General features: G+C 67.6%; 18 protein-coding genes and 1 tRNA gene. 10 read left to right on the top strand and 9 right to left on the bottom strand.

The features are described from left to right. Window positions 1–42: 42 nt before the first annotated feature. Entirely contained in the window at window positions 43–1,320 is a 1,278-nt protein-coding gene (gene purD / locus Q4G50_RS10460; protein ID WP_303377606.1) for a phosphoribosylamine--glycine ligase, read from the bottom strand. Window positions 1,321–1,358: 38 nt separating this feature from the next. On the opposite strand from purD, the gene Q4G50_RS10455 reads away from it, so the two are divergent. Genes Q4G50_RS10455 through trpB form a run of 4 tightly spaced genes read left to right on the top strand, consistent with a single transcriptional unit; the run spans window position 1,359 to window position 4,043 of the window. Beyond that, the gene (locus tag Q4G50_RS10455) at window positions 1,359–1,778 is read left to right on the top strand and encodes an HIT family protein (protein WP_303377605.1); all 420 of its coding nucleotides are present in this window, start codon (window positions 1,359–1,361) and stop codon (window positions 1,776–1,778) included. Between the two features lie 3 nt (window positions 1,779–1,781). Continuing rightward, window positions 1,782–2,387, top strand: a complete 606-nt coding sequence (locus Q4G50_RS10450; protein WP_303377604.1) for an alpha/beta fold hydrolase — start codon at window positions 1,782–1,784, stop codon at window positions 2,385–2,387. Further along, entirely contained in the window at window positions 2,384–2,659 is a 276-nt protein-coding gene (locus Q4G50_RS10445) for a 2Fe-2S iron-sulfur cluster-binding protein (protein ID WP_303377603.1), read from the top strand. The genes Q4G50_RS10450 and Q4G50_RS10445 overlap by 4 nt, the downstream gene beginning before the upstream one ends. A gap of 55 nt (window positions 2,660–2,714) precedes the next feature. Continuing rightward, a complete protein-coding gene (gene trpB / locus Q4G50_RS10440) occupies window positions 2,715–4,043 on the top strand; it encodes a tryptophan synthase subunit beta (RefSeq protein WP_303377617.1) in 1,329 nt (442 codons plus the stop codon). 181 nt (window positions 4,044–4,224) lie between these two features. On the opposite strand, the gene Q4G50_RS10435 is transcribed toward trpB, so the two are convergent. The 4 genes from Q4G50_RS10435 to Q4G50_RS10420 form a co-directional block, all read right to left on the bottom strand. Next, window positions 4,225–5,064 carry a mechanosensitive ion channel family protein gene (locus Q4G50_RS10435; protein ID WP_303377602.1) on the bottom strand — a complete coding sequence of 280 codons (840 nt, stop codon included), beginning with the start codon at window positions 5,062–5,064 and terminating at the stop codon, window positions 4,225–4,227. Next, window positions 5,065–6,504 carry a cell wall metabolism sensor histidine kinase WalK gene (locus tag Q4G50_RS10430; protein ID WP_303377601.1) on the bottom strand — a complete coding sequence of 480 codons (1,440 nt, stop codon included), beginning with the start codon at window positions 6,502–6,504 and terminating at the stop codon, window positions 5,065–5,067. Further along, window positions 6,505–7,215, bottom strand: coding sequence for a response regulator transcription factor (locus Q4G50_RS10425; RefSeq protein ID WP_303377600.1), 711 nt, complete (start codon window positions 7,213–7,215; stop codon window positions 6,505–6,507). It abuts the gene before it with no gap. Between the two features lie 65 nt (window positions 7,216–7,280). Beyond that, the gene (locus tag Q4G50_RS10420) at window positions 7,281–8,042 is read right to left on the bottom strand and encodes a MerR family transcriptional regulator (protein ID WP_303377599.1); all 762 of its coding nucleotides are present in this window, start codon (window positions 8,040–8,042) and stop codon (window positions 7,281–7,283) included. Window positions 8,043–8,120: 78 nt separating this feature from the next. Here Q4G50_RS10420 and Q4G50_RS10415 point away from each other — a divergent pair, with 78 nt between their 5' ends. Continuing rightward, a complete protein-coding gene (locus Q4G50_RS10415) occupies window positions 8,121–9,170 on the top strand; it encodes an ATP-binding protein (protein ID WP_303377598.1) in 1,050 nt (349 codons plus the stop codon). Here Q4G50_RS10415 and Q4G50_RS10410 read toward each other — a convergent pair. Further along, the gene (locus Q4G50_RS10410) at window positions 9,167–10,168 is read right to left on the bottom strand and encodes an alanine racemase (protein WP_303377597.1); all 1,002 of its coding nucleotides are present in this window, start codon (window positions 10,166–10,168) and stop codon (window positions 9,167–9,169) included. The two genes, Q4G50_RS10415 and Q4G50_RS10410, sit on opposite strands and share 4 nt — an antisense overlap. Window positions 10,169–10,287: 119 nt before the next feature. Further along, a complete protein-coding gene (locus Q4G50_RS10405) occupies window positions 10,288–12,033 on the bottom strand; it encodes a pyruvate dehydrogenase (RefSeq protein ID WP_303377596.1) in 1,746 nt (581 codons plus the stop codon). Between Q4G50_RS10405 and Q4G50_RS10400 the strand changes: the two genes are divergently transcribed. From Q4G50_RS10400 to Q4G50_RS10390, 3 genes are read left to right on the top strand one after another with little or no spacing between them, the layout of a single operon-like run. After that, a complete protein-coding gene (locus Q4G50_RS10400; RefSeq protein WP_303377595.1) occupies window positions 12,032–13,528 on the top strand; it encodes an MFS transporter in 1,497 nt (498 codons plus the stop codon). The genes Q4G50_RS10405 and Q4G50_RS10400 overlap by 2 nt on opposite strands. Beyond that, a complete protein-coding gene (locus Q4G50_RS10395; RefSeq protein WP_303377594.1) occupies window positions 13,515–14,030 on the top strand; it encodes a TetR/AcrR family transcriptional regulator in 516 nt (171 codons plus the stop codon). The genes Q4G50_RS10400 and Q4G50_RS10395 overlap by 14 nt, the downstream gene beginning before the upstream one ends. A gap of 9 nt (window positions 14,031–14,039) precedes the next feature. Further along, window positions 14,040–15,332, top strand: a complete 1,293-nt coding sequence (locus Q4G50_RS10390; protein ID WP_303377593.1) for an MFS transporter — start codon at window positions 14,040–14,042, stop codon at window positions 15,330–15,332. Here the strand turns inward: Q4G50_RS10390 and Q4G50_RS10385 are convergent. Next, window positions 15,313–16,272 (bottom strand): diaminopimelate dehydrogenase, encoded by a 960-nt coding sequence (locus tag Q4G50_RS10385; protein ID WP_303377592.1) that lies wholly within the window; start codon window positions 16,270–16,272, stop codon window positions 15,313–15,315. The genes Q4G50_RS10390 and Q4G50_RS10385 overlap by 20 nt on opposite strands. 350 nt (window positions 16,273–16,622) lie before the next feature. Next, window positions 16,623–16,695: transfer RNA gene (locus tag Q4G50_RS10380), tRNA-Thr, on the bottom strand. 68 nt (window positions 16,696–16,763) lie between these two features. Between Q4G50_RS10380 and Q4G50_RS10375 the strand changes: the two genes are divergently transcribed. Both Q4G50_RS10375 and Q4G50_RS10370 read left to right on the top strand, forming a co-directional pair. Further along, entirely contained in the window at window positions 16,764–18,227 is a 1,464-nt protein-coding gene (locus Q4G50_RS10375; RefSeq protein ID WP_303377591.1) for a threonine/serine exporter ThrE family protein, read from the top strand. A 52-nt stretch (window positions 18,228–18,279) separates the two neighbouring features. Further along, window positions 18,280–18,533, top strand: a 254-nt coding sequence (locus Q4G50_RS10370; RefSeq protein WP_303377590.1) for a hypothetical protein, incomplete at its 3' end; no start/stop codon positions are given.

Here is an 18,533-nt window from a genome sequence, read left to right as displayed (position 1 = left end):
CGCGGAAGGGTTGAACCTCGCCGCGCTGGCTGATCAGGGGTTTCACAGGGTGATCTTTCCCTCCACGGCCGGCAGGGCGATGTCGCGGCGGTAGAAGGAACCCTCGAGCTGGATCTGCTCGATGGTGGCGTAGGCGTCATCGCGGGCGGCCTGAAGGGTGGAGCCGACGCCGACGATGTTGAGCACACGGCCACCGGCGGAGACGAGCTCGCCGGCGTCGTTTCGCGCGGTACCGGCGTGGAGCACCTTGGAGGGATCCGCGACCACGTCACCGGTGATGACACCCCCGGTGACAGGACCGGCCGGGTAGTTCTCGGCGGCGAGCACGACGGTCAGTGCGTAGGCGTCCTCCCACTCCAGCTCCGGGTGGGAGGCGAGGGTGCCGGAGGCGACGGCGTCGAGAAGCCCGGCCAGCGGGGTCTTCAGCAGGGCGAGGATGGGCTGGGTCTCCGGGTCGCCGAAGCGGGCGTTGAACTCCACGACCCATGGGCCGTCGGCGTCCCAGGCCAGGCCGGCGTAGAGCAGGCCGGAGTACGGGGTGCCGCGGCGCACCATCTCGCGGGCCACCGGCACGCACACCTCGTCGACGATGCGCTGCACGCCATCCGCGGGGAGCCACGGCAGCGGGGTGTAGGCGCCCATGCCGCCGGTGTTGGGACCTTCGTCGTTGTCGTAGGCGCGCTTGTGGTCCTGGGCGGGGATGAGCGGGACGACGGTTTCGCCGTCGACCAGGCAGAACAGCGACACCTCGGGGCCGTTGAGGAAGGACTCGAGCAGCACCGGGTTGCCCAGCTCGTGGACGGCGCGGACGTGCTCGCGGGCGGCCTCCCGGTCGGGGGTGACCACGACACCCTTGCCACCGGCCAGGCCATCGTCCTTGACCACCCAGGTGGGGCCGAAGCGGTCAAGGGCGGCGTCGATATCCGCATCGGAAGCACCGGGGGCGAGCTGCTCGGCGCGGGCCGTCTTCACACCGGCGTCGGCCATGACGTCCTTGGCGAACTGCTTGGAACCCTCGATCTGGGCGGCGGCACCGGAGGGGCCGAAGACGCGGAAACCGGCCTCACGCAGCGCGTCGGCCACGCCCGCGACCAGCGGGATCTCCGGGCCGATGACGACGAGTTCAGCGCCGATCTCCTGCGCCAGCGCGACCATGGCGGCCGGATCGTCGACCTTGCCGGCATCCTGGTGGACGGTGGCCAGGCCACTCATACCGGCGTTGCCGGGGGTGACGTGGAGGTCAGTGGTGGCGGGGTCGGCGGCCAGGCCCTTAAGGAGGGCGTGTTCGCGGCCGCCCGAACCGATCACGAGAATGCGCATGGCACTCAAGTCTAGTCGGGCTAGGTACCCTGGGCGGCATGAGCGTGTTCACCAAGATCATCAACGGCGAGCTTCCGGGCCGCTTCGTCTACCGCGACGATGAGGTCGTCGCCTTCCTCACCATCGAGCCGCTGCGTTATGGCCATGTGCTCGTGGTGCCGATCAAGGAGGTTGACCGGTGGACCGACCTCGACCCCGCCCTGTGGGCCCGCCTCAACGAGGTCGCCCAGGAGGTCGGCCAGGCGGTGCGCGCGGCCTTCGATTCCTCCCGCGCCGGTTACATCATCGCCGGTTTTGATGTCCCCCACACCCACATCCATGTCTTCCCCACTGATGCGATGGCCGAGTACGACTTCCACCGTGCCATGGCCATGGACGCCACCGACCCGGAGCTCATGGACGATGCCGCGACGCGGATCCGGAAGGAACTGGGGACGGATACGACGGGACGTCGATAAGCAATGTCCTGGCTGCGCTGGGTGCCGCACCGGGGCACCCTGCCGCCGCTACCGGAACGCCCCGGCACACCGGTCCTTTTGCTACACGGGCTGATGGGCTCGCCCGGCAATTTCGAACGCACCGCCGCGGCGCTGGTCACGGCAGGCGCACCCGTGGTTGCCCCGTTATACGGGCAGCGCGGCACCGTCACCGTTGATGATTCTTTGCAAGAGCTTATCGACGTCTGCCGCACCCTCCCCACCCCCTTCGACATCGTCGGCCACTCCCTGGGCGGGTTGTTGGGCCTGCGGTTGGCGCACGAGTTCGAGGTACGCACCCTCGTCGGCGTAGGTGCCTGCTTCCGCGGTCTGCCGCTGCCGCGCCCCGCTTTGCGACGTGCCATCCCCCTCGTCATGGGCCGCGGCGCCGGGGATCTCATGAGCGCCGAGCCTTTCCCCGCGAAAATTCCGGAGGGTACGCGGGTGGTCTCGCTGATCTCCGACGCCGACACCATCGTCCCCGCCTGGTCGGGGGAACTCGGGGAGGTCCGGCACCTTTCTGGCGTGCGCCATGAACACCTGCCCGCCCAGGCCGACGCCATCCTCGACGCCCTGGAGTGGACCCCATGACACATACCGCCGACATCGACGGCACCAAATACACCTTCCCCTGGCCAGCGGACCAGACCCTGCTGGATGCCTTGATCGCCGAATCAATCCCCGCCTGGTACTCCTGCATGGAAGGCCACTGCGGGACCTGCCAGTGCACACTGACGGGCGGACCCTCGCACATGCTCAACAACGAGGTGCTCTCCCGCTACGAGATCACCCAGGAGAACCAGACCCTCGCGTGTCAGACCATCCGCGACGGTGAAGGCCCGTACCAGGTTTCCTACGAATAGGGGGTAGGAGCCCTCGGCGCCGCCTACAGTTACATGCATGAACCTCACCCCGCGCATGCACGACAACCCTGAGATCCCCGAGGGCGAAGCCCGCGAGACGATCCTGCCCGCCTACTTCGGCAAGTTCGGCGGCCAGTTCGTCCCGCCCATGCTCTACCCCGTGCTCGATGAGCTGGAGCGCGCCTACGCGCAAGCCCTGGAGGATCCGGAGTTCATCGCCGACCTGGACAAGCTCTACCGCTCCTACCTGGGCCGACCCACCCCGGTGACCGAGTGCGTCAACCTGCCGCGCCAGGGCAAGGGGAAGGGATCCGCGCGGATCTTCCTCAAGCGCGAGGACCTCGTCCACGGTGGGGCGCACAAGGGCAACCAGGTGATGGCGCAGGCACTGCTGGCGAAGAAGCTGGGCAAGACCCGACTCATCGCCGAGACCGGCGCCGGCCAGCACGGCACCGCCACCGCCATGGCCGCCGCCCGCTTCGGCATGTCCTGCACCATCTACATGGGCGCCCGCGACATCGCCCGCCAGCAGGCCAACGTCTACCGCATGCGGCTGATGGGCGCCGAGGTCGTGGCCGTCGACGAAGACGGAGGCAACGGCCTGCAGAACGCCGTCGACGTCGCCCTCCTCGACTGGGTCGAGTCCTACGAGGACACCCACTACCTGCTCGGCACCGCCGCCGGCCCGCACCCCTTCCCCTCCCTGGTCAAGGAATACCACCGGGTGATCTCCAAGGAGTCGCGCGAGCAGATGCTTACCGAGGTCGGCCGGCTTCCCGACGCCGTCATCGCCGCCGTCGGCGGTGGCTCCAACGCCATCGGCGCCTTCGCCGAGTACTACGACGACACCGACGTTGAGCTCATCGGCGTTGAACCCGCCGGCGAGGGCCTCGATTCCGGCAAGCACGGCGCACCCCTCAACCGCGGGCGCGTGGGCATCCTCCACGGCTCCCGCTCCTACGTCATGCTCGGCGAGGGCGAGGAGGACGTGCTCAACTCCCACTCCATCTCCGCCGGCCTGGACTACCCCGGCATCGGCCCCGAGCACGCCTGGCTCATGGAGACCGGCCGCGCCACCTACGTCGGCGCCACCGACGCCGAAGCTCTGCAGGCCTTCCGAACGCTCACCCGCTACGAGGGCATCATCCCGGCACTCGAGTCCTCCCATGCCCTGGCCTACGCCCTCAAGCTAGCCGAACAGGACGAGGCCGAGGGCCGCAGCGGCCGCGTCTACCTGGTCAACCTCTCCGGCCGCGGCGACAAAGACGTCAACTACGTCCGCCGCATGCTCGGCGACGCCGCGGACCTGGATCCCGATGAGCACGGCGTGGAGAAGCTCGACGTCGCCGGCGCCATCGCCGCACTGGAGGCCGAAGCGGACTAGGCGCCCTGATTCTCTTACCGCGCCGGGGCGGGGCGGCTGCATAACCCCAGGTCAGCGGGCGCGGCCACCGCTGGTACCCAGGCCCGCCCTGATTCTCTTACCTCCCCGAGCCTGGCCGCGCGCATAACCCCAGGTCAGCGAAACCCCGATGTAAGAGAATCAGGCTGGGTCCCCACCACCCCTAATCCACCGGGTCAGTCGGGAACATCTCGTGGCCGGGCCCGAGCTTGACCTCCACGGCGGAGGAGGGGGTCTCCACGCCGTGGGCGTCGAAGGCGTTCTTCACGGCGATCATGGCGCGGCTGCGTTTGCCGGGCGCGGACTGGTCCGGGTCGTACCAGTAGTGGATGAGCAGTGTGACGGCCGCCGTGCCGAATTCGGTGACGTATGCGGCGGGGCGGGATTCGGGCCCGAAGCCGTCGAGGGCCTCAACGGCCCGCTCCGCGATGCCCCGTGCCCGGTCGAGGTCGGTGTCGTAGACGACGGCGATGTGGAACTCACCACGGCGGGAGCCGTTGCGGGTGAGGTTGACCAGGGGTTCTTTGAGGATCGCCGCGTTGGGTAGGTAGACGCGGAGCCCGTCACGGGTGCGCAGCCGGATGTAGCGGAGCGAGAGTTCCTCGACGCGGCCGGTGAGTTTGTCGGAGACCATGATTTCGTCGCCGATGAGGAAGACTCGTCGGAAGGCGAGGATGACGCCAGCGATGTAGTTCTCGGCGATGTCCTTGAGTCCGAAACCGACGATGATGCCCACCACGCCGGCGCTGGCGAGGACGGGGCCGAGGTCGATGCCGACGATGTTGAGGGCGGTGGCGATCGCGATGATGACGATGATTGACTGCACCACCCGCGCCACCAGTGATACGGCGGTGGCCACGCTCCCCCGTTCGCGGCCCAGCGCGCGGATCGCCCGCGCGACCCGGGATCCGATGATCAGACCGGCGATGACCAGCAGGAGTGCGAAGACCCACCCGGTGACGGGGGATTCTTCCACCCGGTGCACAAACTCCCGCCAGTCCATTTAGTCCTCCTGCTCGTCCTTGCGCGGCAGCCGGATGGTGAATTTCGAGCCGGCGCCTTCCTCAGAGTCCACGGTAATCGTGCCGCCGTGTTTCTCCACGAGCGACTTGGTGATCGCCAGTCCCAGCCCCGAGCCACCGGAGGTGCGGGAGCGGGACGAGTCCTGGCGGTAGAAGCGTTCGAAGACCTTCGCAGCGACGTCTTTGGGCATGCCGCGGCCGTTGTCGCTGACGGCGATGATGACGTCGGCGGCGTCGAGACGCAGTTCGACGGTGACCTCCGCGCCGGGCCCGCCGTGGTTGAGCCCGTTGGAAATGAGGTTGAGCAGCACCTGGTGGAGGCGGGAGGCGTCGCCGCGGACGACGGGGACCGAGGAGGTCTCGTTTTTCACGCATACCTGGCGCCCCGGGAAGGCGGCGCGCGCCGAGCTGGCCACTGACAGGGAGAGTTCCAGCAGGTCAACGGTCTTCAGTTCCAGGCGGGAACCTTCCGCGCGGGTGAGCGCGAGGAGATCCTCGACGAGGAGGGACATGCGGCGGGATTCGTCGTCGATACGCGTGAGCACCATGTCGACGTCGTCGGTGGCGCCGGAGCGGTACAACTCGGTGTACCCGCGGACCGAGGTCAGCGGGGTGCGCAGCTCATGGGAGGCGTCGCCGACGAAGCGGCGCATCTGTTCCTCTTTACTCTGGGCGGACTCCACCGAAGTCTGCAGCTGCCCGATCATCGAGTTGAGCGCGTGAGAGAGTTGACCGACCTCCGTCGACCGTGGCCAGGCGGGGACGCGGCGATCGAGGTCGCCGTCGGCGATGGCTCCGGCGGTGCGTTCCACATCGCGCAGCGGGGCCATCGCCTGCCGCACGACGTAGTAGCTGAGCAGCGCGAGCACCGCCAGGACCAGCAGGGAGATGATCAGCTGCACCATCGCCAGGCCGTAGAGGAGAGTGCGTTCGCGGGTGAGATCCTTCGCCACGACGGTGGTCACCCCGGCTTCGCGGTGGGCGATGGCCCGCCAGCTGGTGGTGTAGTCGGCGCCGGGGGCAGAATCGACGGTTTGGGGTGGGCCGCCGACGGTGACCGTCGATAAGCGGGGCAACGAGCCCGGATCGTTGAACACGACCGACGACCCGTCCTCAAACAACTTGATCACCACGTAATCCGACGGCGGCCGCGAGGACGCCTCCGTGTTGAAGATCTCCGAACTCCGCGCCCACCCACCGAGGGAGTTGACCAGGTCTTCGTCGACGCGCGAGTACATCACTTCGCGCATGATCGACGACACCGCCACCGAACTCGCCGCCAATCCCAGCCCCGACAGCAGCACGATGATCACCACCAGCCATGTCCGCAGCGGCCAGGCGCTTTTCGACGGCACCGGCGTCGGGTGCAAAGGCTCCGGGGCAGGTTCCGGCGAATCCGGGTAGGCGGGGTACGGGGTCATCTACTGGCGCGGGGTCCGCAGGACATAACCGACGCCGCGGACGGTGTGGATGAGCGGCACATCTCCGGTATCGATCTTGCGCCGCAGATAAGAAATATAAGACTCCACGACGTTGCCGTCGCCGCCGAAATCGTAGTGCCACACGTTGTCGAGGATCTTCGACTTGCTCAGCACCACCTCCGCGTTGAGCATGAGGTACCGCAGCAGATTGAACTCCGTCGGCGAGAGCTCGACGATCTTGCCCGCCTTGGTCACCTCGTGAGTTTCGTCGTTGAGGGTAAGGTCCGCGTAGGTGATCGTCGCGTCCCCGTCCTCCTGGTCCTTGATGTGCCCGCGCCGCAGGATGACCCGCAACCGCGTGATCACTTCCTCCAGGGAGAAAGGCTTGGTCACATAATCATCGGCGCCGATGGTCAGCCCGTGGATCCGGTTTTCCACCGCATCCTTGGCGGTGAGGTAGAGGACGGGGCCGTCGAGGCCTTCGCTGCGCAATTTGGTCAGCAGCTCGAAGCCGTCCATGCCCGGCATCATCACATCCAGGATGTAGGCGTCCGGGTGGACCTCGCGGGCGATCCGCAGGGCCTCGGTTCCGGAGGACGCGGTGTGCACGTCGAAGCCCTGGAACTTCAGGCTCACGTTGAGCAGTTCAACGATGTTGGGCTCGTCATCGACGACGAGCACCTTGACCGGGTTCTGGGAAGGGTCTGTCATGGGCACCATTGTCCACCACTTCCCGCCCCCGCCGCTGAACGAAGTCTGGGAACTACCTTTGAGACTTATTCCCAGGCGACGTTTTCCAGGTCCACGCCCTCGAGCTGCGCCTGCGCCTCGATGAGCGTGAGCAGGTAGGCGGAATGGCCCTGGTAGGTGGCGTCGAAACGCGCGTCGTGGACGTACATCCGCGCCAACAGCACCTGCTTCGCGGCGGATACGTCGTAAAACTGCCGGATACTCGCCCGATGCTTATCGACGATCACCTTCGCCTCTCCACTTCCCGGCTCCACGCCGCGCGCGGCGGCGTCGCTAAGCAGAGCGACGAACTCATCGAGCTCGCGCTTGACATCCTGCCAGTCCGCATCCTTCATCTGCGCCTGCTTGGCCTGCGACTGCTCCCACTCCGGGGTATCCCCCCACCGCTGCTCGGCCTCATCCTGGAACTCCGGCTTCCACTGCTCGCCGAAAAGCTTCATGCGGTCCTCGATGGACATGGGTTGTTCCTCCTTTAACAGGTCATCCACTGCCCGGGCCATCCGGTGCAGGTGACCGATCCTCTCGGTGAGCACGTCGCGCTGCCGCGTAAGGGCCTCCCGCGCCGATGCTGGCTCCGCGAGAATCTCCGCGATCTCTTTCAGCGGCACCCCGGCCTCCCGGTAGATGAGGATCTGCCAGGCGGAGTCAAGGTCCTCCGCCGTGTAGAGGCGGTGGTCCGCGTGGGTGCGCCACCCCGGGCTGAGCAGCCCGATGTGGTCCCAGTGGCGCAGGGTGCGGGTGGTGATGCGGAGGAGGTCGGCGGCCTCGCCGATGGTGTACTCGGTCACGGTTCCCAGTGTGCCGCTTGACGCAGCGTCAAGCGCAAGGGGCGGGGTTGAAATCGTACAAATCGTACAGGAGGTAGCGTGAACCCTTTTCGTCCCAGCTTCGGAATCACCCCCGCAGTGGTGGCCGGCCGCGATGGCCTGGTCGCCAGCGTCGGCATGGCCCTGCGCGAAGGCCCCGGTTCCCCCTATCGCTTCACCCTCATCAGCGGTGCCCGCGGCGCCGGCAAAACCGTGCTGCTCAACCTCCTGGAGAGCGAGGCCACCTCCGCGGGCTGGCGGGTGATCAGGGTTCCGGCCTCCCAGGACATGCTCACCGAACTCCGGGATGTAGCACTCCCCCGCCTGCTCCGGGAACTCGGACATGGGTCGCAGCGAAGGCCCATCACCGGCGGGTCCATCGCCGGGATCGGTTCTCTGAGCACCCGCCTTCGCGAGGCTTGTACAGAGTTGGCCGCCGCAGGCTCCGGCCTCCTCCTCACCCTCGACGAACTGCAATCGGCTGCCCCCGACGATCTTCACCTACTTAGCGACGCCCTGCAGGACCTCGTCCGTGATGAACTCCCTGTCGCCATGGCGGTGGCGGGACTGCCCTTCGAGATCGCAGAGCTCCTTGATCTGCCCGGTACGACGTTTCTGCGCCGCGCCATGCCCATCCAGCACGGTCCCCTCCCGGATTCTCAGGTCGCTGACACGCTCCAGGCCACCGCCCGGACCGGGGGCCGCACCTTCAGCGACGCTGGCCTGCGACTGGCGGTGTCGGCCTGCCGGGGTTATGCCTACCTCATCCAGGTCATCGGCTCGATTCCCTGGGTCTTCGCCGAGGGTGAGACCATCAGCGAAGACGCCGTACAGCGGGCATTGCCGCAGGTGCGCGAGAGGATCGGCATGCAGGTGCACCAGCCTGCGCTGCGCGGCCTGCCGGAGCGCGAGCGCGAATACCTCGACGTGATGGCCGCCAGCGGGGCCCCCACGCCCACCGGGGATATCGCCACCACCATGGGCATCCCCGCCAACCAGCAGAGCACCTACCGCCGGCGCCTCATCGAACGCGGGCTGATCACCCCGAGCGGGCACGGCCTGGTCGACTTCGCCCTCCCCTACCTGGGCGAATATCTCCGCGGCCACTAATTCATGCCGCGCGCCGCCACTGCCCAGCGGTCCACCACGTGCCCGCCCTCGATGACCTCCACCTCGTCGACGAGGTTGAGCACCAGGCACACGTGGTTGGGCACCACGGACAGTTCTTCCCCGATCGCCGGGAGCGGTTCCCCGGCCGGCCACGCGATGGTGCCGTGATGTTCGGAGAGCGCAGTGATCCGGGCGTCCGGGGTGCCCATGATGCGCCCGTAGCCGGTGGTCCAGGCGGGGCGGTCGGAGCCGAGGATCTTGGAACCGGCGTCGACGATGACCTGGTGCAGGTCCGCCCGGCGCGAGGTCACCCGCGCCGCGATCGTCAGGGCGATACCCGCCCAGCCGCAGGCCCCCAGCTCCAGCTGCTGCGCGTCGTTGAACACGTAGACGCCTGGGCGGCGTTCCGTGGCCACCTGCGAGTAGCGGGCCGAGGGCGTGGAGCCGCCGGAGAGCACCGGCTCCGCCACCCCGAGGGCGCGGAGGATCTCCCCGGCCGCCGACAGTGCCTCATCCTCGTCGCGCGCCGCCTGCTCCTGCGCACCTGGGGCATAGGAGTGTCCGGGGAAGGTGAAGGCGCCGCGTAGGTCAAGGCCCAGGTCGAGCACCCCGCGGGCCAGTTCCTCCAGTTCGGTGACGGGGATCCCGGAGCGGTGGTGACCGGAGTCGAGTTCGATAAGCACCCCGACCTGTGCTCCGCGCAGCCGCCGCGCCGCTGCCAGCGAATCGCAGCCCACGGATAACCGAACCCGCTCGGCCAATGCGCGCAGCCGTTCGTCCGCCCACACGGGGTAGGCGATGAAAAGGTCCTCGGCCACGGTGGCGAACACCTCCGCCTCCCCCACTGTGGCCACTGTCAGGCCGTGCGCTCCCGCCGCGAGCTGGCGCCGGGCGATTTCGGGGATCTTGTGGGTTTTCACGTGCGGGCGCAGCGGGCCGGGTTGGGCGGTGATGTTCGCGTCGAGGCGGGCGAGGTCGATCCGGACGGTCGGGGTCATGGTGCCAGGGTAGTCCCGCACCCTCCTCCGGGTTCCCACGCACATAAGGGCGGGCCCTTTACCGCGACCTGGGGAAACGCTTGGGCACCCACAAATCCACGTGGGAACACCGAGGGGGCCTATACCGCGCCGGCCGCGCCGATGTTGCGCAGGTTGGCGCGCGCCAGGTGCACCATGTCACCGACGCCGCCGCCGAAGACGGAGCGGGTCGCCGCGCGCGAGAAACCGATGAGCATCTCCCACGTGATAGACGGTGGGATGGAAAGGGCGTCGGGGTCGGTGCGGACGTCGATAAGCACGGGTCCGGGATGTGCCAACGCGGCGGCGAGTTGCTCGCGTAACCGCGCGGGGTCGTCGATAAGCACGGAATGGATGCCGGCGGCGGCCGCGATGGCCGCGAAATCAACCTCCTCGTGGTCGGTGCCATGCTCGGGCATGCCCTCGACGAGCATCTCCAGCTTGACCATGCCGAGGGAGGAGTTGTTGAACACCACCATCTTCAGCGGCAGGTCATGGAGTTTGACGGTGAGCAGCTCACCGAGGAGCATGCCGAGGCCGCCGTCGCCATTGAGGCTGATGACCTGGCGATTCCGGTCGACGAACTGGGCGCCGATGGCATGCGGCAGGGCATTGGCCATGGTGCCGTGGCGGAAGGAACCGATCTCGGCGCGGCGGCCGTTGGGGGTGAGGTAGCGGGCGGCCCACACGTTGCACATGCCCGTGTCGACGGTGAAGACGGCGTCCTCGTCCGCCAGCTCGTCGAGCACGTGGGCGAGGTATTCGGGGTGGATGGGGATCTGCTTATCGACGTCCCGCGTATACGCCTCCACAACTTTCTCCAGGGTGTCGGCGTGCTTTTTCAGCATCGCGTCGAGGAAGGAGCGGTCGGTCTTGGCCTCGATGTGCGGGAGGATGTTGTCGATCGTGGCGCCCACGTCGCCGACCACCGGGTGCTTGACCGTGGTGCGGCGGCCGATGTTTGAGGCCTTGATGTCCACCTGCGCGACGTTGCCCGCAGGCAGGAATTCGGTGTAGGGGAAGTCGGTGCCCAGGAGGATGAGGAGGTCGGCCTCGTGCATGGCGTCGTGGCAGGCGCCGTAGCCGAGGAGGCCGGACATGCCGACGTCGAAGGGGTTGTCGTACTGGATGTGCATCTTGCCGCCGAAGGCGTGGCCGACGGGCGCATGGATCTTCTCGGCCAGGGCCAGGACCTGTTCGCGGGCATCCTTGACACCTTCACCGCAAAACAGCGTGACCTTGTCGGCGGCGTTGATGGCCTCCACCAGCTCGGCGGCCTCGCGGGCGTCCGGGTAGAGCACGGGACGGCCCGTGGCGATGGTCGATTCCAGGAACATCGGGTCCCCGGCGTCCTGTTTGGCGACATCCCCCGGAATCACCAGCACGGAGACCCCCTCCCCGGCCATCGTCGATTGGATGGCGTGGTGGAGGAGGCGCGCGCCGTGGTCGGCGGAGTTGACCATCTCGCAGTAGCCGGAGCACTCGGAGAACAGCACCTCGGGGTGGGTTTCCTGGAAGAAGTTGGAGCCGATCTGGGTGCTGGGGATGTGGGAAGCCAGGGCGAGGACCTTGGCGCCGTTGCGGTGGGCGTCGTACAGGCCCTGGAGGAGGTGGAGGTTGCCGGGACCGCAGGAGCCGGCGCACACGGCGAGGCGGCCGGTGATGAGCGATTCGGCGCCGGCGGCGAAGGCGGCGGCCTCCTCGTTGCGGACGTGGATCCATTCGATGGAGGAGTCGGCGATGGCGTCGACGATGGGGTTGAGGCTGTCGCCGACGACGCCGTAGATGCGTTTCGCACCGTGGGCTTCCAGGGTGTCGACGAGCTGCTGTGCGAAGTTAGGGGCCATGCGCCCGAGCGTACATGCGCTAAGTTGTAAGTGTAATGAACGGTCGGTACAGTTACGCGACGTGAAACACCTCGACAACATCGACTCCACCCCCGCCCAGCGGTGGACGTTCCTGCTGGTCATCTCACTGGGCCTGCTCATGGTCGGGCTGGACAACTCGATCCTCTACACCGCCCTGCCGGAACTGCGGGAACAGCTCGGCGCCACCGACACCCAGGCGCTGTGGATCATCAACGCCTACGCCCTGGTGATCTCCGGGCTTTTGCTGGGCACCGGCACCCTCGGCGACCGCATCGGGCATCGCCTGATGTTTCTCATCGGCCTGAGCATCTTCGGCGTGGCCTCCCTGGCCGCCGCCTTCGCCCCCGGCCCGTGGTTCCTCGTGGCGGCCCGCGGCTTCCTCGGCCTCGGCGCCGCGACGATGATGCCGGCCACCCTGGCGCTCATCCGCATCACCTTCTCCAATGAGCAGGAGCGCAACACGGCGATCGGCGTGTGGGCGTCGGTGGCGGTGGTCGGGGCGGCTCTCGGCCCCGTCGTCGGCGGCGTGCTGCTGGAGTTCTTCTGGTGGGGATCGGTGTTCCTCATCAACGTGCCGGTGGTGGTGGCGGCGATCATCCTCACCATCGCCATCGCCCCGCCAAACATGCCCAACCGCGCCAAGCACTGGGATTTCCCCAGCTCCCTCTACGCCCTGATCACACTGGCTGCCCTGGTCACGGCAATCAAGGAGCTGGCCAACCCGGCGCGCACGTGGTGGCTGCTGCTGGCGGCGGCCGTGTTCACGGTCATCGGCGCGTGGTTGTTCACCCGCCGCCAGCGCCGCCTGGATGATCCCCTCCTCACCTTCGACGTCTTCGCCTCCCCCATCTTCACCGGCGGTGTCCTGGCGGCGGCAGGTGCGATGTTCGCAGTCTCCGGCCTGGAGCTTTTAACCACCCAGCGTTTCCAGCTGGTGCTCGGTTACTCCCCGCTGGAGGCTGGTCTGCTGGTCATCGCGGTGACCCTGGCGGCCTTCCCCTTCTCCCTGCTGGGCGGGGCGGTGTTGCACAGGGTGGGGTTCATCCCGCTCATCGCGGGCGGTTTCGCCCTGGCCGCGGCGGGCGTGGGCCTGGCTACGTGGGCGGGCACCCACCATATGCTGCCGCTGTTCGTCGCCGGTCTGGCGATGGTGGGCGCGGGTGCCGGTGCGATCATGTCGGTGTCCTCGACGGCGATCATCGGTTCCGCCCCGGTGCGCCGCGCCGGCATGGCCGCGGGCGTGGAATCCGTGTCCTATGAGTTCGGCACCCTGCTGTCGGTGTCCATCCTGGGTTCCCTCCTGCCGGTGCTCTACCAGCTGCGTGCCCGGCCCGGCGCGGCCCTCGACGGGGCGGCCTACGACGGGGCCTACTTCTCCATTCTCACCTTCCTCGCCGTGTTCACCGCCGCCTGCGCGCTGATCAGCGCTTGGTTCTTCCGCGGCAACCCGAGGGGGGCCCATGCGCCGGAGTAAACGCGAACAGATCCTGGCCACCGCGGTGGAGCTCGTCGGCGCAGAGGGCCTGGCGGGCCTGAGCTACGACTCGCTGGCCACCGCCACCGGCCTGTCTAAATCGGGCATCATCTACCACTTCCCCTCCCGCCAGGAACTGCTCCTGGGCGTGCATACGCACCTCGCCAGCCTGTGGGAAGCCGAACTGGAGGAGCTCGCCGAGGCCCCTGCCGCCGAACTGAGCCCCGCCCAGCGCCTGCGCGCGGTCCTGATGTCCATGGGGCGCAACGCCGATCTCCCCGAACTGCTCATGCTTCTCGACGCCCGCCAGCACCCCGACTTCCAGGCGGTGTGGGCGGACGTCGATAAGCGGTGGATGCCGGAACCCGAATCCACCGACGCCTACCTCGTACAACTGATCGCCTACGGCCTGTGGGCGCACGACCACGTCCACCACGTCCCCCTCGACGCGCGCGCGAGGGAGAAGCTCATTGCTGCTGCGCTGGAGCGAATTCCGTCTTAAACTCGCGACATGAGCACCATGCGCACCGACCGGGTCACCGTCACCTCCTGGGCCCTGTGGGACTGGGGGTCCGCGGCCTTCAACGCCGTGCTGGTGACCTTCATCTTCTCCGTTTACCTCACCGATTCGGTGGGCGCGACGCTGGACACCGCCTACACGCCGGCCACGTTGTACGGCTGGGTGATGGCGGTGGCGGGTGTCCTCATCGCGGTGGTGGCGCCGATCATCGGGCAGCGCTCGGATCTGCACGGAACGCGCCGCCGCTCCCTGGCGGTGTGGACGTTTGTCACCGTGGCGCTGATGTTCTCCCTGTTCGTGGTACGCAATGATGCCCCCGTCTACTTCTGGATCGGCGCCATCATCATGGCGATCGCCTCGGTGCTTTTCGAGTTCGCGGAGGTCAACTACTACGCGCAGCTCAACCAGATCTCCACGGAAGATAATGTCGGCCGTGTCTCCGGTTACGGCTGGGGCATGGGGTACGCGGGCGGCATCATCCTGTTGCTCATCTGCTACTTCGGTTTCGTCGCCGGCGAGGGCGGCATTTTCTCTTTGCCCACCGAGGGCGGGCTAAACATCCGCCTGGTGGCCGTGTTCGCGGCCGTGTGGTTCGGCGTTTTCGCCCTGCCGGTGCTGTTCCGGGTGCCCGAGATCGCACCCAGCGGTGCGGCCGCCACGGAGGGCGTCGTGGATGCTTATCGACGTCTCATCGGCACCATCCGCGAGCTCTGGCACCGTGACCGCAACGCCGTCTACTTCCTCGTCTCCTCCGCCGTGTTCCGCGACGGCCTGGCCGGCGTGTTCACATTCGGCGCGATCCTCGCCGTCACCGTCTATGGGCTCAGCCCGGGTGATGTCCTCATCTTCGGCGTCGCCGCCAATGTCGCCGCCGCGGCGGGCGCCATGCTGGGCGGGCTTCTCGACGATCGCCTCGGCCCTAAGCCCATCATCATCGCCTCATTGGTGCTGATGATCGGCGCGGCCGGCGTGCTCTACTTCGTGGAGGGCCCCGCCATGTTCTGGATCTTCGGCCTGGTGCTGTGCCTGTTCGTCGGCCCCGCCCAGTCCGCCGCCCGCTCCTTCCTCTCGCGCGTGGCGCCGGAGGGCACGGAGGGGCAGCTCTTCGGGCTGTATGTCACCACCGGGCGAGCCGTGTCGTGGCTGTCCCCCATCGCCTTCGGCCTCTTTGTCACCCTGGGCGGCGCCGACCGTTTCGGCATCCTCGGCATCGGCCTGGTGCTACTGGTCGGCGCCCTGCTACTCATCCCGGTGCAGGATCCGACTACACGTCGCGTGCGATGAGCTCGTCCAGCGGGGTGGGCGAAATGAGGTACGGGGCGACCTCGAGCACGGTGTAGGCGCCGGACTGGCCGGCCTCGCGCAGGCGGTGGGCCGCGCGGGCGTAGGCGAGGGCGCAGGCACCGGTGAAATCGGGGTTGCGCTCCAGCTCGAGGTTGTACTCGATGGACTGCACATAGCCGCCGGTGTCACCCGCGGTGATGACATGACCGCCGTGCGGCATGCCGGTGTGCTCGGAGTCGAAGGTGGCCTCGTCAATGAAGTTCACCTCCACCTCGTAGCCGACGAAGTAATCGGGCATGGTGCGGATCTCGTTCTCGATGCGCTCCTGATCCGCCTCATCCGCGACGATGAAGCAGCGGCGCAGGTGGGCCTGCTTGCCGGTCAGGCCTTCCTCGCCCTTACGCGCGGCGTCGAGAGCCTCCGGGGAGGGGATGGTGTACTGCACGCCCTTTTTCACACCTGCGACACGGCGCACCGCATCCGAGTGGCCCTGGGACAGGCCCGGACCCCAGAAGGTCTGCTGCTGCCCGCCCGGCAGGAGCGCCTGGGCGATGGTGCGGTTGAGGGAGAACATGCCCGGGTCCCAGCCGGTGGACACGATCGCGACGGTGCCGTTCTCACGCGCTGCCTGGTCCATCTCCGCGCGGTGGCGGGGGACATCACGGTGGTTGTCGTAGGTGTCGACGGTGTTCGCGTGCCGGATGAACTCCGGTGCCTGCTCCGGGATGTCCGTTGCGGAACCGAGGCAGAGGACGGCGACGTCGAAACGCTGCGTGTAAGAGCCGAACTCGGCGACCGGCCACACCGCGGCCTCGGTGTCGAGGCTGTCGCGGCGGGAGAAGATACCCGCCAGCTCCATGTCGGGCTGCTGTCCGATGAGCTTCTCCACGGACTTGCCGAGGTTGCCGTAACCGACGATCGCGATCCTGATGGGGGCCATGCGCTTTAGTTCTCCTGTTGTGCGGGATCAGGTGGTCGCCGACCATTCTACGGTCGACCCCGGCGGCAGTGCCTCGAGCATGCGGATCTGCGCCAACACGGAGTTCTGCTCCAACACCTTGGCGCTGGCCAGGCGAGCCCGGGTGGTCGGGGCGTCCCCCGCACCTGGTGCGGGCTCGGGCCGGGCTGCAGGCCAACGCCAGGAGATTCCGGGCGGCAGCCACCCTGTGTTAAAAGGAGGAGGGGACTCGAACCCCGGGCAACGCGAGTTGCCGTGCCATGGTCCGCACCAGTTCAATCGGGAACACCCCTGCAAAACAAGGAAACGCCCAGCAACCACGATGCGATCCGAGCTGGAGACGAGACTTGAACTCGCAACCTACGGTTTACAAGACCGTTGCGCTACCGATTGCGCCACTCCAGCACCGGCGGAAAACTACCCCGCCTGCCCGAAATGCTACCGCAGCCCCCATACGTGATAGAAATGGCGCCGTGCCCTCCTTGTTTGACCGCCTGCTGTCCGGATCGGGCCGCATCGCCACCATTGATGCCGCCAAGGCCGCCCCGCCGCCCTCACCTCTGGCGCCCATTGACCTCACTGACCAGGCGCAGGTCGCCGCCGTCATGGACCTGGCCGTCCGAATCGGTGACATTCTGTTGTCCTCGGGGACCTCGAACTCGGATACCAAGGCGCAGATCCACGCCGTCGCCGGCGCCTACGGCCTGCACTACTGCCATATCGACATCACAATGAACACCATCACGGCGTTCACCCAGATCGGCACCACCCGCAAAACCCCGGTGTCGGTGTTCCGCGTCGTGCGGAAGATGACCCTGGATTTCTCCCGCCTCTCCGAGGTGGACCGCCTCATCCGTTCCATCCAGGCCGGTGCCACTCCGCCGGAGGTGGCGGAGAAGATTCTCGACGAGATCACTCGCCGGCCCGCCTCCTACGGCGTGTTCACGTCGATCCTGGGCTGGGGGCTGCTCGGCGGGGCGGTCGCCGGTCTGCTCGGCGGTGGGCCGATCGTGGTGGGCACCGCCTTCCTCACCGCCGTGCTCATCATGTCGGTGAACACCTTCCTGGAGCGCCACCGGCTGCCCTATTTCTTCCAGAATGTCTTCGGCGGGATCATCGCCACCGTGCCCGCGGCGGTGATCTACGCACTGGCCGCGGAGCGCGGGGTGCAGAACTCCCCCAGCCAGGTCATCGCCTCCGGCATCATCGTCCTGCTGGCCGGGCTGACGCTGGTGCAGTCACTGCAGGACGGGATCACCGGGGCCCCGGTGACGGCGTCGGCACGCTTTTTTGAGACGATGCTGTTCACCGGCGCGATCGTCGCGGGCGTGGGTATCGGTATCCAGCTGGTGTCCATGCTGGGCATCGCCCTGCCGCCCCTGCAGACCTATGCCCCACCGAACTTCACGTCGATTGGTGTGCGCGTGATGTGCGGCGGGTTGGCGGCCGCAGCCTTCGCCATCGCCTGTTACGCCGAGTGGTCCTCGGTGCTGCTCTCCGGTGTCACCGGCACCGCCGGATCGGCGTTCTACTACCTGGTGCTCATTCCGGCGGGTACCGGCCCGGTCATCGCGTCGTCGATGGCGGCCGTCGTCGTCGGCCTGGCCGGTGGCCTGCTCGCCCGTCGCTTCCTCATCCCGCCGCTCATCACCGCCGTCGCCGGCATCACCCCCTTCCTGCCCGGGCTGGCCGTCTACCGGGGCATGTACGCCTCCCTCCACGAGCAGACCCTGGCCGGGTTCACCAACATCGCCCTCGCCCTGGCCATCGCCTCCGGCCTGGCGGCGGGTGTGGTCCTCGGCGAGTGGATCGCCGCCCGCCTGCGTCGTCCGCCGACCCTGCGCCCCTACCGAGCTTTCCGACGCGCCCGTCGCGTCACCTTCCAGCAGCTGGCAGAGCGCCCCACCAGGCGAGTGCGGAAAAACCCGCGCCAGTAGCGTAGAATGGCTAATCTACTGTGCCCTGACCACCACTTTTACAGGAGGATCCGTGCCGCCCAAGGTCACTGACACCCGCCCCACCCCCGAGGCCCTGCACGCCGTCGAGGAGGAGACCGCCGCGTCCGCGCGCCGGATCGTCGCCACCTACGCGCAGGATTTCCTGGACGGAGTGACCCTGATGTGCATGCTCGGCGTCGAGCCGAAGGGCCTGATCTACTCCAAGGTCGCCGCCGAGCTGGAGGAGCCGGAGCCGGCCCCGGCCAAGCGCACCCGCAAGGCCACCAAGAAGACCACGAAGAAGAC

This window comes from Corynebacterium sp. (assembly GCF_030538285.1).
GTDB lineage: Bacteria > Actinomycetota > Actinomycetes > Mycobacteriales > Mycobacteriaceae > Corynebacterium.
This window is presented reverse-complemented; position numbering and strand designations above follow the sequence as displayed.